The 14067-nt window shown below is 67.6% G+C and carries 12 protein-coding genes; 9 read left to right on the forward strand and 3 right to left on the reverse strand.

Features of this window, described 5'->3' with window-relative positions; genetic code table 11:
- Window positions 1-40: 40 nt before the first annotated feature.
- The 3 genes from AC0CH3_RS15375 to AC0CH3_RS15385 all read right to left on the reverse strand — a co-directional run bounded on the left by AC0CH3_RS15375 (window position 41) and on the right by AC0CH3_RS15385 (window position 4934).
- Window positions 41-1828, reverse strand: coding sequence for an AMP-dependent synthetase/ligase (locus tag AC0CH3_RS15375; RefSeq protein ID WP_465238039.1), 1788 nt, complete (start codon window positions 1826-1828; stop codon window positions 41-43).
- Between the two features lie 174 nt (window positions 1829-2002).
- Window positions 2003-3757 (reverse strand): gamma-glutamyltransferase, encoded by a 1755-nt coding sequence (ggt, locus tag AC0CH3_RS15380; protein WP_354303105.1) that lies wholly within the window; start codon window positions 3755-3757, stop codon window positions 2003-2005.
- 145 nt (window positions 3758-3902) lie between these two features.
- Window positions 3903-4934, reverse strand: a complete 1032-nt coding sequence (locus tag AC0CH3_RS15385; protein WP_354303103.1) for a quinone-dependent dihydroorotate dehydrogenase — start codon at window positions 4932-4934, stop codon at window positions 3903-3905.
- Window positions 4935-5168: 234 nt separating this feature from the next.
- On the opposite strand from AC0CH3_RS15385, the gene AC0CH3_RS15390 reads away from it, so the two are divergent.
- The 9 genes from AC0CH3_RS15390 (at window position 5169) to mtnP (ending at window position 13835) form a co-directional block, all read left to right on the forward strand.
- The gene (locus AC0CH3_RS15390) at window positions 5169-5597 is read left to right on the forward strand and encodes an SUF system Fe-S cluster assembly regulator (protein WP_031441060.1); all 429 of its coding nucleotides are present in this window, start codon (window positions 5169-5171) and stop codon (window positions 5595-5597) included.
- 124 nt (window positions 5598-5721) lie between these two features.
- Complete coding sequence (sufB, locus tag AC0CH3_RS15395; RefSeq protein ID WP_056020496.1) at window positions 5722-7212, forward strand: Fe-S cluster assembly protein SufB; 1491 nt, start codon at window positions 5722-5724, stop codon at window positions 7210-7212.
- Window positions 7213-7308: 96 nt separating this feature from the next.
- Window positions 7309-8052: a Fe-S cluster assembly ATPase SufC gene (gene sufC, locus AC0CH3_RS15400; protein WP_354303101.1), complete on the forward strand. Its 744-nt coding sequence runs from the start codon at window positions 7309-7311 to the stop codon at window positions 8050-8052.
- Window positions 8053-8054: 2 nt separating this feature from the next.
- Window positions 8055-9125, forward strand: a complete 1071-nt coding sequence (locus tag AC0CH3_RS15405; RefSeq protein WP_354303565.1) for a SufD family Fe-S cluster assembly protein — start codon at window positions 8055-8057, stop codon at window positions 9123-9125.
- A 2-nt stretch (window positions 9126-9127) separates the two neighbouring features.
- Entirely contained in the window at window positions 9128-10336 is a 1209-nt protein-coding gene (locus AC0CH3_RS15410) for a cysteine desulfurase (protein WP_457325973.1), read from the forward strand.
- Window positions 10333-10794: an SUF system Fe-S cluster assembly protein gene (locus tag AC0CH3_RS15415; protein ID WP_055878177.1), complete on the forward strand. Its 462-nt coding sequence runs from the start codon at window positions 10333-10335 to the stop codon at window positions 10792-10794. Before AC0CH3_RS15410 ends, AC0CH3_RS15415 begins: the two co-directional genes overlap by 4 nt.
- 129 nt (window positions 10795-10923) lie before the next feature.
- The gene (locus AC0CH3_RS15420; RefSeq protein WP_056020509.1) at window positions 10924-11277 is read left to right on the forward strand and encodes a HesB/IscA family protein; all 354 of its coding nucleotides are present in this window, start codon (window positions 10924-10926) and stop codon (window positions 11275-11277) included.
- Between the two features lie 292 nt (window positions 11278-11569).
- Window positions 11570-12961 (forward strand): amino acid permease, encoded by a 1392-nt coding sequence (locus AC0CH3_RS15425; RefSeq protein ID WP_354303097.1) that lies wholly within the window; start codon window positions 11570-11572, stop codon window positions 12959-12961.
- 10 nt (window positions 12962-12971) lie between these two features.
- On the forward strand, window positions 12972-13835 hold the full coding sequence (gene mtnP / locus AC0CH3_RS15430) for an S-methyl-5'-thioadenosine phosphorylase (protein WP_354303095.1): 864 nt from the start codon (window positions 12972-12974) through the stop codon (window positions 13833-13835).
- Window positions 13836-14067: the final 232 nt, after the last annotated feature.

A 14067-nucleotide genomic window follows, 5' to 3' on the forward strand; every position in this document is an offset into this window, starting at 1 on the left:
CCCGCCGCCGGCGGGTCCCCCGTCACCGGGCGCGGTACGATCAGCTTTTGTAAAGCGCGTCGAGCCGTTCGCCATAGGCCTGCCGAATGACGTGACGCCGGATCTTCAGGCTCGGCGTCAGTTGTTCGTTCTCGATCGCGAACGGCCCGTCCGCCAGGACGAAGCGCCGGACGCGTTCGGTCACCGTCAGATCCTTGTTCACGCGCTCGATCGCATGACCGATCGCGGTGCGATATTCGCTGTTCTCGGCGAGTTTTCCGAAGCTGCAGACGTCACCATTCGCCGCACACCATTGCTGCGTCCATTCGGGATCGGCGACGACCAGCGCGACCATGTACGGGCGCTTGTCGCCCGCGATCATCGCCTGGACGATCTCGGGCTGGAGCGTGAGCATACCCTCGATCTTCTGCGGGGCGACATTCTCGCCCTTGTCGTTGATGATCAGGTCCTTCTTGCGATCGGTGATGCGGATGCGACCCTTGTCGTCGATCTCGCCGACGTCGCCGGTGTGCAGCCAGCCGTCCTTGAGCACCTTCGCGGTGTCGGCGTCGTTGCGCCAATAGCCGTGCATGACGAGCTCGCCGCGCACTAGGATCTCGCCGTCCTCGGCGATCCGCACCTCGGTATCCTTGAGCGGCGGGCCGACCGAGTCCATCCGCACGCCCGCTTGCGGGCGGTTGCACGAGATGACGGGCGCGGCCTCGGTCTGGCCATAGCCCTGGAGGAAGGTGAGGCCGATCGATTCGAAGAACAGCCCGACCTCGGGGTTGAGCGGCGCGCCGCCCGAGATCATCGCCTTCAGCCGGCCGCCGAACTTCTTCGAAATCTTCGGCTTGAACAAGGTCGCGACCGCGGCCTGCGCCGGCCTGTCGATCAGGCGGAGCTTGCCCGCATAGCGCCTGGCGCCGATGTCGAGCGCGCGGGCGAGCAGATAGGCCGACGCGCCGCCCTGTTTCTCGATCGTCTTCGAGATGCGCGTGCGCAACACCTCGAACAGGCGGGGGACGACGAACATGATCGTCGGGCGCGTTTCCTCGATGTTCGCGGCGAGCTTTTCGAGGCCCTCGGCATAATAGATCTGGCCGCCGAGCGAGATCGGGAAATGCTGGCCGCCGGTGTGTTCGTAGGCGTGGCTGAGCGGCAGGAACGAGAGGAAGACCTCGTCGTCCCAGCCGAAATCCTCCGAGATCACCGTGGCGCACCCGGCGCAATTGTGGAGGATCGCGCCGTGATGCTGCATCACGCCGCGCGGGGCGCCGCCGGTGCCCGAGGTGTAGATGATGCAGGCGAGATCGTCGCGGGTGAAGGTCGCGCGCGCCGCCGCGGCCTCGGGCGTGGTCGGATGCGCGGCGATCAGCGCATGCCAGTTGTGGAAATCGATCGAGGCGGGGACGCGCATGTCCTCGAGCCCGATCACGATCTGCGCCTGGTTCGAGCGAAGGACGGCGGGGAGCACCGTTTTGGCGAGCTTGGCGGTCGAGACGATGATCGCGCAGGCGCCCGCATTCTCGATGATGTGGAGGTGATCGCGTTCGGTGTTGGTGACATAGGTCGGCACCGTCACGCAGCCCGCCGCCATGATCGCGAGATCGCTGAGGCACCATTCGGGGCGATTCTCGGCGACCAGCATTACCCGGTCGCCGGGCTTCAGCCCGATCGCGGTCAGTGCGGTGGCGAGGCTCGCCACCTGTCTCGCGGCGTCCGCCCAGCTGGTTGCGACCCACGTCCCGCTCTGCTTGGTCCAGAGGAACGGGGCGTCACCCCGCTCGGCGGCACGCGTGAAGAACATCGTGACGAGGTTCGGGAATCGTTCGAGCTGGCGGGGCATGGTCTCTCCTGGGGCGCTCTTGCTGCTCGATATTCGACACTGCGGCATGCTTCAAAGCACGGGCAGTATAACAATATTCGTCATCCCAGCGAAAGCTGGGATCCAGAGCCGCGACCGGCGTCGCCTTTGGCTCTGGATCCCGGGTCGAGCCCGGGATGACGATGGTTTAAACGCTCATTCCGGCGCGCGTTGCAGTGCACCGACGCGCTGGATCTGTGTCACCGTGCCGTCCTGCGCGATCGCGACGCCTTCGCTGCGCGGATCCGCCGCGCCGACCCAGCGACCGCCCACGCGCTCGACTGCGTTGGCCTTGAGGCCGAGCGCGGTAACCTGCACCGTCTCGCCGAGGGCCTCGAGCGCGGGGACCATCGCCTCGCGCTCGGTGCCCTTCTCGACCGCGGCGACATGGCCGGGCGCGTAGATCAGCCCGAGCGCGATCGAATCCTGCGCAGACAGCTTCCAGTCGACGACGCCGATGATCGCTTTCGCGACCTGCGCGATGATCGTCGAGCCGCCCGCCGCGCCGACCGCGAGGCGGACCTTGCCGTCGGGGCCGTAGACGATCGTCGGCGACATCGAGCTGCGCGGCCGCTTGCCGCCCTCGACGCGGTTGGCGACGAGATAGCCGTCCTTGTCGGGAACGGTGTCGAAGTCGGTGAGCTGGTTGTTGAGCACGGTCCCGTCGACGCTCAGCCCCGAGCCGAAATAACCCTCGACCGTGGTCGTCACCTCGACGACGTTGCCGCGCGCATCGGCGACCGCGAGGTCGGTGGTGCCGGCGACCTCGCTGACGGGTGCGGACTGCCGCGCGGGGGCGCCGGGGGGCGAGCCGGCGCTGACGCTCGGCATCGTAGTGGTCGGCTGGATCAGCGCCGACCGCGACGCGAGATAGGCGGGGTCGAGCATGCCCTTGACCGGCACCGAGACGAAATCGGGATCGCCGACGTACAGGTCGCGGTCCGCATAGGCGAGCCGCGAGCTCTCGGCGAACACATGCCACGCCTGCGGACTGTCCTTGCCGAGCTTGGCCATGTCGAAGCGTTCGAGCTGTTTCAGGATCATCAGCACGGTGATGCCCCCCGAGGAGGGCGGGCCCATGCCGCAGATGCGGTGGACGCGGTAGGTGATGCAGACCGGCGGGCGGGTCTTCGCGTCGTAGCTGGCGAGGTCGCCGGTCGTCATCTTCGACGGGTTGCGCGCGGCGCCATTGACCGTGGTGACGATCTTCTGCGCCTCGGGTCCGACATAGAAGCTGTCGGCGCCGCGCGCAGCGATCCGCAGGAGCAAGGCGGCCTGGGCGGGGTTCCTGATCATCGCGCCGATCGCGACGGGCGATCCGTCGGGGGCGGAGAAGAGCGTACGCGTTTCAGGCGTGATGTGGCCGCCATACGCCTTCATCCCGTTGACGAGGCGCGGCGACGCCTTGAAGCCGTTGGTCGCGAGCCGGATCGCGGGGTCGAACAGCCGCGCCCAGGGGAGCTTGCCCGACGCACGGTGCGCGAGCGCCATGCCGCGCAGCGCACCGGGGACGCCGACGCTGCGGCCGCCTGGAACCGCGTCGCGGTGGCTGAGCGGGGTGCCGTCGGGAGCGTAGAACCAGCGCGGATCGGCGGCGGCGGGCGCCTTTTCACGCGCGTCGATCGTGCTGATCGCGCCGTTCGCCGCGTGGCTGACCCAGAAGCTGCCGCCGCCGATGCCGGAGCTTTGCGGTTCGACGACGTTGAGCGCGAGCATCGTCGCGATCGCCGCGTCGGTCGCGCTGCCGCCCGCGCGCAGGATCTCGGCGCCTGCCGCGGCGGCGCGCGGGTCGGCGGCGCTGACCATGCCCTGGTCCTTCGCCGGAGTGGGGCCGGGGGCGGGGGCGGTCTGGCGGGCTTCGGCGGTGGCGGTGGGGAGGAGGAGGGCGAGCGCGAGTAGGGGAGTCTTCATCGCGCGCGAACCTAGCGCGGATCGGGTGGGTGGCAAGGCGTCCGCCGCAATCTCACCGTCATCCTGGGCTCGACCCAGGATCCAGAGCCACGAAGATCACCGTGTGTGGCTCTGGATCCCAGCTTTCGCTGGATGACGAAATGTGTCAGCGGGCGTCGACGCCGATCGCGTCTGCGATCGTGGCGAAGCCGTCGCGCGTCAGCAGCGCCTCGAGCTCGCGCAGCATCCGTGCGGGGAGGCCGGGGCCTTCGTACACCAGGGCTGTGTAGAGCTGGACGAGGCTCGCCCCTGCGCGGAGGCGGGCATAGGCCTCCGCACCGCTGCCGATACCGCCGACCGAGATCAGCGGGATCGCCGCGCCGGTCGCCGTGCGGAAGTCCACCAGGCGCCGGCGCGCTAGCGGGGCGAGCGGGGCGCCCGACAGGCCGCCGGTTTCTGTCGCGTTCGCCGAGCGCAGGCTGGGGCGACCGATCGTCGTGTTGTTGACGATCAGCGCGTCGATCCGGTTGTCGATCGCGGCGCGGGCGATGTCGTCGATGTCGGCGGGCTCGAGATCGGGCGCGACCTTGAGGAAGATCGGCGTGGTCCCCTTGGCGGCGGTGCAGGCGGCGAGCAGGTCGCGCAACGCCGCGCCGTGCTGCAGATCGCGCAGGCCGGGCGTGTTGGGCGAGCTGATGTTGATCGTGATGTAATCGGCGTGCGGCGCGGCGCGGGTGACGCCGTGGACGTAATCCGCGGTGCGATCGGTCGCGTCCTTGTTCGCGCCGACGTTGATGCCGAGCACGCCCTTGCCGCGTGCATGCGTCTTCGCCCGGTCGAGCGCCGCGTCGAGGCCGCCATTGTTGAAGCCGAGGCGGTTGATGACCGCGCGGTCTTCGGGGAGGCGGAAGATGCGCGGCTTCGGATTGCCCGGCTGGGGCAGGGGGGTGAGCGTGCCGATCTCGACGCTGCCGAGCCCGAGCCCGAAGAACCCGTCGATCGCGCGGCCGTCCTTGTCGACGCCCGCGGCGAGGCCGACCGGGTTGGGAAAGGCGATCCCCGCCACCGTCGTTGCAAGCCGCGGGACGCTGCGCGCGAGCGGCGTGCCGGCCTTCCCCCAGGCGGCGAGCGCGGCGATCGTCAGGCCATGCGCGCGTTCGGCGTCGAGGCGGAAGAGAAGCGGGTGGTAGAAGGCCATGCCCCGTCCTCGCGTCCCGGCGGGGGAGCGTCAAGGTGCAGCCTTGGCTATGCCGCATTCCGGTGTCCGCCACACGCCGTCACCCCAGCGCACGCTGGGGTGACGGTGGATTTTGGAGTCGAAAGGGCATGCTCAGTTGCGAGTCGTTAGCACTGCCGGACGGGTTGACGCTGCCGCCCGCAAAGCCCATTTGTCAATCGGATCATATCGGTCCGATTGGACTCACAAGCCACCATGCGTCTTTCCAGCCTAGCCGACTATGCGGTCGTGATGATGAGCGCCGCGGCGCGTCATTGTGGCGGTATCGCGCGGCTGAACGCGACGCTGCTGAGCGAGGAGACCGGCGTGCCGTTGCCGACGGTGCAGAAGCTGGTCAGCCGCTTGTCGGCCGCGGGTCTGATCGAGAGCACGCGGGGGACGGGCGGCGGGTTTCGCCTGTCGCGGCCGCCTGCGTCGATCTCGCTGGCCGACATCATCGAGGCGGTCGAGGGCCCGATCGCGCTGACCGCGTGCGTCGACGGTGCGGCGCAGGATTGCTGCATCGACCAGACGTGCAAGGTGAAGCCGCACTGGAACGCGGTCAACGGCGCGGTCCGCGGCGCGCTCGCCGGCGTGACGCTCGCCAGTCTTTTGCAAGTCCCGAATTCGCCGGTGCCCGCATGACGCGTGCAGCGACTTACCCCTTTCTCCGCGATCTCTGCGCCTCCGCGCGCACAATCTCGTATTCGCGCAGAGACGCAGAGATCGTAGAGTTTTTAGAGAGCCGCGTTGCGGCGGAGATGGAATGATGGCTACCCGGAACGCAGAGGCCTATGCCGCCGCGAACAAGACGTACGAGTGGGGCTTCTCCTCGGACATCGAACAGGAATTCGCACCCAAGGGTCTGTCGGAAGACACGGTGCGCTTCATTTCCGCCAAGAAGGGCGAGCCGCAGTGGATGCTCGACTGGCGGCTGAAGGCGTTCGCCTTGTGGCAGACGATGGAGGCGCCCGACTGGTCGAAGCTCAACGTGCCCCCGATCGATTACCAGGATGCCTATTACTACGCGGAGCCCAAGGCGAAGCCGAAGCTGGGGAGCCTAGACGAGGTCGATCCCGAAATCCTGCGCGTCTACGAAAAGCTCGGCATCCCGATCGGCGAGCAGAAGATGCTGGCCGGCGTGGTCGAGGATCCGCTGAACGAGGACGGTACGCCGAAGCGTCGCGTCGCGGTCGATGCGGTGTTCGACAGCGTGTCGGTCGCGACGACGTTCCGCAAGGAGCTCGAGGCCGCGGGCGTGATCTTCCGGTCGATCTCCGAGGCGATCAAGGAATATCCCGATCTCGTGCGGAAATGGCTCGGCAAGGTCGTGCCGCAGCGTGACAATTACTTCGCGACGCTGAACTCGGCGGTCTTCTCCGACGGCACGTTCGTCTACATCCCCGAGGGCGTGCGTTGCCCGATGGAGCTGTCGACCTATTTCCGGATCAACGCCGAGAATACCGGGCAGTTCGAGCGCACGCTGATCGTCGCCGACAAGGGCTCGTACGTCTCCTATCTCGAAGGCTGCACCGCGCCGATGCGCGACGAGAACCAGCTGCATGCGGCGGTCGTCGAGCTCGTCGTGCTCGACGATGCCGAGATCAAATATTCGACCGTGCAGAACTGGTATCCGGGCGACGAGAACGGCGTCGGCGGGATCTACAATTTCGTCACCAAGCGTGCGCTGTGCCAGGGCAAGAATTCGAAGGTCAGCTGGACGCAGGTCGAAACGGGCAGTGCGATCACGTGGAAATATCCGTCGTGCGTGCTGGCGGGGGATGGCTCGGTCGGCGAATTCTATTCGGTCGCGGTGACGAACAATCGCCAGCAGGCCGATACCGGCACGAAGATGATCCACCTCGGCAAGAACACGCGTTCGACGATCGTATCGAAGGGGATTTCGGCGGGGCGGTCGGACAACACCTATCGCGGGCTGGTGCGCGTCGCGCCGACCGCGGAGGGCGTGCGCAACTTCACCCAGTGCGACAGCCTGCTGCTCGGCGACCAGTGCGGCGCGCATACCGTGCCGTATATCGAGGTCCGCAACCCGTCCGCGCAGATCGAGCATGAGGCGACGACGTCGAAGATCTCCGAGGACCAGCTGTTCTACGCGATGTCGCGCGGGCTGGACGCGGAGGCGGCGGTGGCGCTGATCGTCAACGGCTTCGCGCGCGAGGTGCTGCAGCAGCTGCCGATGGAGTTCGCGGTCGAGGCGCAGAAGCTCTTGGGGATTTCGCTCGAAGGCTCTGTGGGGTGATCCCCGCCCGTCATCCCGCTGGCGCGGGCATGACGGGACAGCGCTGGCGCAGGACGCGCCGCGGAAATTTAGAGATTTGGAATTGGGCAGAATTCGATGCTGAAAATTGAAAACCTTCATGCCGAGATCGACGGCAAGGAAATCCTCAAGGGGCTCTCGCTCGAAGTGAATGCGGGCGAGGTGCACGCGATCATGGGGCCGAACGGCGCGGGCAAGTCGACGCTGGGCTATGTGCTCGGCGGGCGGCCTGGGTACGAGGTCACGTCGGGCTCGGTGACGTTCGACGGCGTCGACCTGCTCGAGCTCGAGGCACATGAGCGCGCCGCGGCGGGCGTGTTCCTCGGCTTCCAGTATCCGGTCGAGATCCCCGGCGTATCGAACGTCCAGTTCCTGCGCGAGGCCTTGAACGCCCAGCGTGCGACGCGCGACGAGAAGGCGTTGTCCGGCGGCGAGTTCCTGAAGCTCGCGCGCGGACAGGCGGATCTGCTCGGCATGGACTACGACATGCTCAAGCGGCCGGTGAATGTCGGCTTTTCGGGCGGCGAGAAGAAGCGCAACGAGATGGTGCAGATGGGCATCGTCAACCCGAAGTTCGCGATCCTCGACGAGACCGATTCCGGCCTCGACATCGACGCGCTGCGCGTCGTCGGCGACGGCATCAACCGCATCATGCGCGCGCCCGACAAGGTGGTGCTGCTGATCACGCATTACCAGCGGCTGCTCGATTATGTGGAGCCGGACTTCGTCCACGTCCTCGCCGACGGCCGCATCGTCCGGTCGGGCGGCAAGGAACTGGCGCAGCAGCTCGAGAGCGAAGGCTATGTGGGGATCGCCGCGTGACGATGCTGCTCGACCTTCCCTCGACGCGCGAGGAATCGTGGCGCTGGGGTGATCCGGCGGCGATCGCCGCGGCGGCCGGCATGCCGCGCGGCGAGGCGCTCGCGGGGGCGTGGTTCCTCGATCTGGAGGGCGCGCGCGCGGTGTTCGTCGATGGCGTGCTCGATGCGGGGCGGAGCGATCTGCGCCATGTCGCGATCGCGCCCCTCGAAGGTGGCGAGCATGTGCTCGGCCGTCGCACGACCGGTCATGGCTGGTCTTTGCGCGTCGACGCGAACGTTTCGGCCGAGCTGATCCAGATCGTCCATATCTCGACGGGCGGCGACAACCAGCTTCCCGCCGAGATCGTGCTGGCGGGTGGTGCGCAGGCGTCGGTCGTCGAAACCTATGTTGGCACCGGCTGGTCGAACCGGTCGACGCGGATGACGCTCGGCGCGGGTGCGAAGCTGACGCGCGCGGTGCGGTTGCTGCAGGCGAGCGGGTTCGTGTCGTTGCGCGACGAGGCGGATGTCGGGGCGGAGGCGAGCCTGATCGTGACCGTGCTCGGCGCGGGCGATGCAGGCACGCGGATCGACGGCGCGATCACCGTGTCGGGCGACAATGCGTTTGCCGAATATGGCGGCGCGTTGTTGACGCGGAAGGCGCAGAAGCAGGAATGCGCGCTGTCCGTACGGCATGCCGCGCTGAACGGGCAGAGCAAGCAGATCTGGCGCGCGGTTGCGGCGGACACGTCGACTGCGAGCCTTGCGGCACGCGTCGAGGTGGCGCGCGATGCGCAGAAGACCGACGGCGTTCAGTCGTTGCGCGGCCTGCTGCTCAAGCGGACTGCGACGGTCAACCTGAAGCCCGAGCTCGAGATCTTCGCCGACGACGTGAAGTGTGCGCACGGTGCGACGGTCGGCGAGCTCGATCAGCGCGCGCTGTTCTACATGCAGAGCCGCGGCATCCCGCATGCCAAGGCGCAGGCGCTTCTCACGCGCGCGTTCGTGGGCGATGCGTTCGCGCAGATCGCCGACGAGACGGTGCGCGACGCGTTCGTCGCGGACGCGGATGCGTGGCTGGAGGCGGCGCTGTGACTCTGACGCTCGAAACGCGCCCGCTCGACCGGGTGTCGGACTTCCCGGCTATCCCCGAGGGCTGGGCGTATCTCGATACCGCCGCCACCGCCCAGAAGCCGCAAGCCGTGGTCGATGCGATCACGCGCGCGTACGGCGAGACCTATGCCACCGTGCACCGCGGCGTGTACCAGCGCTCGGCCGACATGACGGTTGCCTATGAACAGGCGCGCAAGGCCGTCGCGCGGTTCATCGGCGCGGGCTCGCCCGACGAGATCGTGTTCGTCCGCGGCGCGACCGAGGCGATCAACTTGGTCGCGACGTGCTGGGCGGGCACGCAGCTGAAGGCGGGCGACCGCATCCTGCTGTCGATGCTCGAACATCATTCGAACATCGTGCCGTGGCAGATGATTGCCGAAGCGCGCGGTGTCGCGATCGACGTGCTGCCGCTGACGCCGGACCATTGCATCGATCTCGACGCGATGGAGCGGATGCTCACGCCGGCGCACAAGCTGGTCGCGCTCGGGCATGTGTCGAACGTGCTCGGCTCGGTGCTCGACGCGAAGCGGGCGACGGAGATCGCGCATTCGGTCGGTGCGAAGATCCTGCTCGACGGCTGCCAATCGGTGCCGCGGATCGCGGTCGACGTGTCTGCGATCGGCTGCGATTTCTACGTGTTCTCAGGCCACAAGCTCTACGGCCCGACCGGGATCGGCGTGCTTTGGGCGAAGCCCGAGCTGCTCGAGGCGATGCCCCCCTATCAGGGTGGCGGGTCGATGATCGACAAGGTGTCGTTCGCCAAGACCACCTATGCGCCGGCGCCGGGACGGTTCGAGGCGGGGACGCCGCATATCGTCGGTGCGCTCGGGCTGCATGCGGCGATCGACTATGTCGAGAGCATCGGGCTTGGCGCGATCCATGCGCACGAGACCGCGCTGGTGACTGCGACGCGCGAGGCGCTGTCGGGGATCAATTCGGTGCGGCTCTATGGGCCTGCGGACTCGGCGGGGATCGTCTCCTTCACGATCGAGGGGGTTCATCCGCACGACATCGGCACCATATTGGACGAAGAGCGCGTCGCGATCCGGGCGGGCCATCACTGCGCACAGCCGCTCATGGAGGCGCTGGGCGTCGAGGCGACGGCACGCGCGAGCTTCGGGGTCTACAACGGTCCTGCCGACGTCGATGCGCTGGTGCGCGGTATCGCGCGAGTAACGAGGATATTTGGATGAGCGATCGGTTCGAGATCGAGGAAGTCGAGGCGGTGCAGTCGCCGCCCAAGGCGCGAGTCGTGCTGGACACCGACGGCGATGCGGAGCGCAAGCGCGACTATCTCGCCGGGTTCCTGGCGCAGAAGCCCCAGGTCGACTCGCCCGGGGAGCCGGGTGGCGCGGTGTACGATGCGATCATCGATGCGCTGAAGGAGATTTATGATCCCGAGATCCCGGTTAACATCTATGATCTCGGGCTGATCTACGGCGTCGAGGTGACCGAGGACGGTCATGCGGTGGTGGCGATGACGCTGACGACGCCGAACTGCCCGGTTGCGGAGTCGATGCCCGCTGAGGTTGAGATGCGGGTCGGGTCGGTGCCGGGCGTCGGGTTTGCGGAAGTGAACCTCGTCTGGGATCCGCCTTGGGATCCGCAGAAGATGTCGGACGAGGCCAAGCTCGAACTGGGCATGCTGTAGTGACTTGCCCCTCCCCTTCAGGGGAGGGGACGGGGGTGGGGCCTTCGCCGCCGCGCGCGCGGTCTGGTCGGGCGCCCCACCCCAACCCCTCCCCTGAAGGGGAGGGGCTTTAGATGGAAGGAACGAGCCATGGCGACGACATTGCGAGCACGCCCGGCGGCGCTGAACCTGACGGCGACGGCGCACGCGCGGATCGCCGATCTGATGGCGCGCGCGCCCGGGGATGCGGTCGGCGTAAAGCTGTCGACGCCCAAGCGTGGGTGTTCGGGGCTTGCCTATTCGGTCGATTATGTAAGCGAGGCCAAGCCGTTCGACGAACGGATCGACACCCCCGGCGGCACGCTATTCGTCGATGGCGGGTCGATCCTGTATCTGATCGGGTCGACGATGGACTGGGTCGAGGACGACTTTACCGCAGGCTTCGTATTCCAGAACCCCAACGCCAAGGGCGCGTGCGGGTGCGGGGAGAGCTTCACGGTCTGAGCGGGGGGGCGGCGTTTCTCCTCCTATGATCGTCATCCCCGCGGAGGCGGGGATCCATAGCGGCAGACTGTGGTGATCGATCGCGAGCTCAGCCAGTCTGGATTCCCGCCTGCGCGGGAATGACGGTAGGGGGTTGGGGGCGTTACCGTCATGCGGCCGCCCGACCGGGCAAAGGTTGCCGACGGGACGGACCTCGCTACAAGGGCGGCGCCAACTGGACCCCGGCCGTGCGCCGGGGTGGCGCGCTGGACCGAACGGAATGATCCGCGTCCAGATTGACGAGGGGATCTACGTGGCCAGTCTGTTTCGCCGAAAAATCGTCACCGAGCAGCCGCCCGAGCATCAGCTCGCGCGGACGTTGTCGTGGCCGCATCTGGTCGCAATGGGCGTGGGCGGGATCGTCGGCACCGGCATCCTCACGCTGATCGGCGTTGGGGCTGGGCTCGCCGGCCCCGCCGTCATCCTGTCGTTCGTCATCGCCGGCGGGATCTGTGCCTGCGCCGCGCTCGCTTATGCCGAGATGGCGACGATGATCCCCGCGAGTGGAAGCGCGTACACATACAGCTATGTCGTGCTCGGCGAACTGATCGCCTGGGTGATCGGCTGGTCGCTGATTCTTGAATATTCGCTGGTGGTGTCGACCGTCGCGGTCGGCTGGTCGGGCTATGCCGCGCCGTTGCTGCGCGGCGCGTTCGGGTTTCCCGAGGCGCTGACGCTCAGCCCCGAACTCGGCGGTATCCTCAACGTGCCGGCGATCGTCATCATCGCGGTCGTCGCGGGCGTGCTGTCGTTCGGGACGCGCGAGAGTGCGACGCTGAACGCGGTGCTGGTCGGCGTGAAGATGATCGCGCTCACCGTCTTCGTGTTCATCGCGCTGCACTATTTCAACGCCGCGAACCTGCATCCGTTCATGCCCTACGGCTTCCCAAAAGCAGTCGCGCCCGATGGCGCCGAGCGCGGGGTGATGGCGGCGGCGGCGATCATCTTCTTCGCCTTCTACGGGTTCGACGCGATCTCGACCGCGGCGGAGGAGACCAAGAACCCCGGCCGCGACCTCGCGATCGGCATCCTCGGGTCGATGGTGGCGTGCATCGCGATCTACATCCTCGTCGCAGTCGCCGCCGTCGGCGCGCTGTCGTACACGCGGTTCGCCGGTTCGGCCGAGCCGCTCGCGCTGATCCTGCGCGAGATCGGGCGGCCGGGATTCGCGACCTTCCTGGGCGCGTCGGCGGTCATCGCGTTGCCGACCGTGCTGCTCGCCTTTTTGTTCGGACAGAGCCGGATCTTCTTCACGATGGCGCGTGACGGCTTGCTGCCGCTGGGCCTCGCCAAGGTGTCGAAGCGCGGCGCGCCGGTGCGGATCACCTGGATCACCGCGGCGATCGTCGCGGTGATCGCGGGGCTGCTGCCGCTCGCCGAGATCGCCGCGCTTGCGAATGCAGGGACGCTCGCCGCGTTCGTCGCGGTGTGTGCGTGCATGCTGGTGATGCGTCGCCGCGCGCCCGATGCGGTGCGGACGTTCCGCGCGCCGGCCGCGACGCTGGTGGGCATCGTCGGCATTCTCGGCTGCCTGTATCTGTTCTTCAGCCTGCCGTCGAAGACGCAGTTGTATTTCGGGCTGTGGAACCTGCTCGGGCTGGTGATCTACTTCGTCTACGCCCGGCCACGGGCGCTTGCCGAGTGAGGGGGGCCGAATGAGCGGCTGGACGATCGGGGTCATCGGCGGTTCGGGTCTCTATGCGGTCGAGGGGATCGAGGACGGGCGGTGGCAGACGGTGGAGACGCCCTGGGGGGCGCCGTCGGACGCGATCTATACCGGGCGCGTCGGGGCTGTCGGGGTGGCATTCCTGCCGCGGCATGGACGCGGGCATCGCATCGCTCCGTCGGACCTGAACGCCCGTGCGAACATCGATGCGCTCAAGCGCCTCGGCGTGACCGACGTGCTGGCGGTGTCTTCGGTCGGCTCGCTTGTCGAGGCCCGCCCGCCCGGCAGCTTCACGATCGTCGACCAGTTTATCGATCGCACCAAGGGGCGGCCGTCGAGCTTCTTCGGGACCGGACTGGTCGCGCATGTGTCGATGGCGGACCCTGTGTGTTTGCGCCTGTCCCGCTACGCCGCCGACGCCGCGCGTGACGCGGGGGCAGCGGTCGATGATCGCGGCACCTACCTCGCGATGGAGGGCCCGCAATTCTCGACGCGTGCGGAGAGCCGGCTGTACCGCCAATGGGGGTGCGACGTGATCGGCATGACCGCGATGCCCGAAGCGAAGCTCGCGCGCGAGGCGGAGCTGCCTTACGCGCTGGTCGGCATGGTGACGGACTATGATAGCTGGCGCGAGGACGAGGCGGGGGTCGATGTCGCGCAGGTCGTCGCGCAGCTCGGGGCGAATGCGGCCAAGGCGCGCGCGATGGTGATGGCGCTGTTGCGCGCGCTGCCGGCGGAGCGCGAGGCGTCGCCGATCGATACCTGTCTCGACAGCGCGATCATCACCGCGCGGGATGCGCGTGATCCGGTACTCGTCGCAAAGCTGGACGCCGTGGCAGGCCGCGCGCTTTAGCCTCGCGACGCCGTCGCGACGGCGTATTGGAGGTGACGTATCGGCCCCTCATCCGCGACGCACGCCAGCCTGACGGGTACAGGCTCGGCGGGCAATTTTTGTAAAATTATTGTCATTCGTCGCGGCCGACACATTCGTGCAACATATCGGCGCGATGGAGGGGCGTCGCCGCTCCCTCTTCCCCCTGTGGACGGCGACATGACCGGGCCTCCCCTGTCCCGGTTCCCTCCCT

It is taken from the genome of Sphingomonas sp. AC449 (assembly GCF_979253475.1).

Excerpts from the sequence above, each read along its gene's own strand:
- ggt (WP_354303105.1), bottom strand. The coding sequence starts at position 3,757 with ATGAAGACTCCCCTACTCGCGCTCGCCCTCCTCCTCCCCACCGCCACC.
- AC0CH3_RS15420 (WP_056020509.1), top strand. The coding sequence starts at position 10,924 with ATGGCGACGACATTGCGAGCACGCCCGGCGGCGCTGAACCTGACGGCG.
- AC0CH3_RS15390 (WP_031441060.1), top strand. The coding sequence starts at position 5,169 with ATGCGTCTTTCCAGCCTAGCCGACTATGCGGTCGTGATGATGAGCGCC.
- AC0CH3_RS15405 (WP_354303565.1), top strand. The coding sequence starts at position 8,055 with ATGCTGCTCGACCTTCCCTCGACGCGCGAGGAATCGTGGCGCTGGGGT.
- AC0CH3_RS15415 (WP_055878177.1), top strand. The coding sequence starts at position 10,333 with ATGAGCGATCGGTTCGAGATCGAGGAAGTCGAGGCGGTGCAGTCGCCG.
- AC0CH3_RS15375 (WP_465238039.1), bottom strand. The coding sequence starts at position 1,828 with ATGCCCCGCCAGCTCGAACGATTCCCGAACCTCGTCACGATGTTCTTC.
- mtnP (WP_354303095.1), top strand. The coding sequence starts at position 12,972 with ATGAGCGGCTGGACGATCGGGGTCATCGGCGGTTCGGGTCTCTATGCG.
- sufB (WP_056020496.1), top strand. The coding sequence starts at position 5,722 with ATGGCTACCCGGAACGCAGAGGCCTATGCCGCCGCGAACAAGACGTAC.
- AC0CH3_RS15385 (WP_354303103.1), bottom strand. The coding sequence starts at position 4,934 with ATGGCCTTCTACCACCCGCTTCTCTTCCGCCTCGACGCCGAACGCGCG.
- sufC (WP_354303101.1), top strand. The coding sequence starts at position 7,309 with ATGCTGAAAATTGAAAACCTTCATGCCGAGATCGACGGCAAGGAAATC.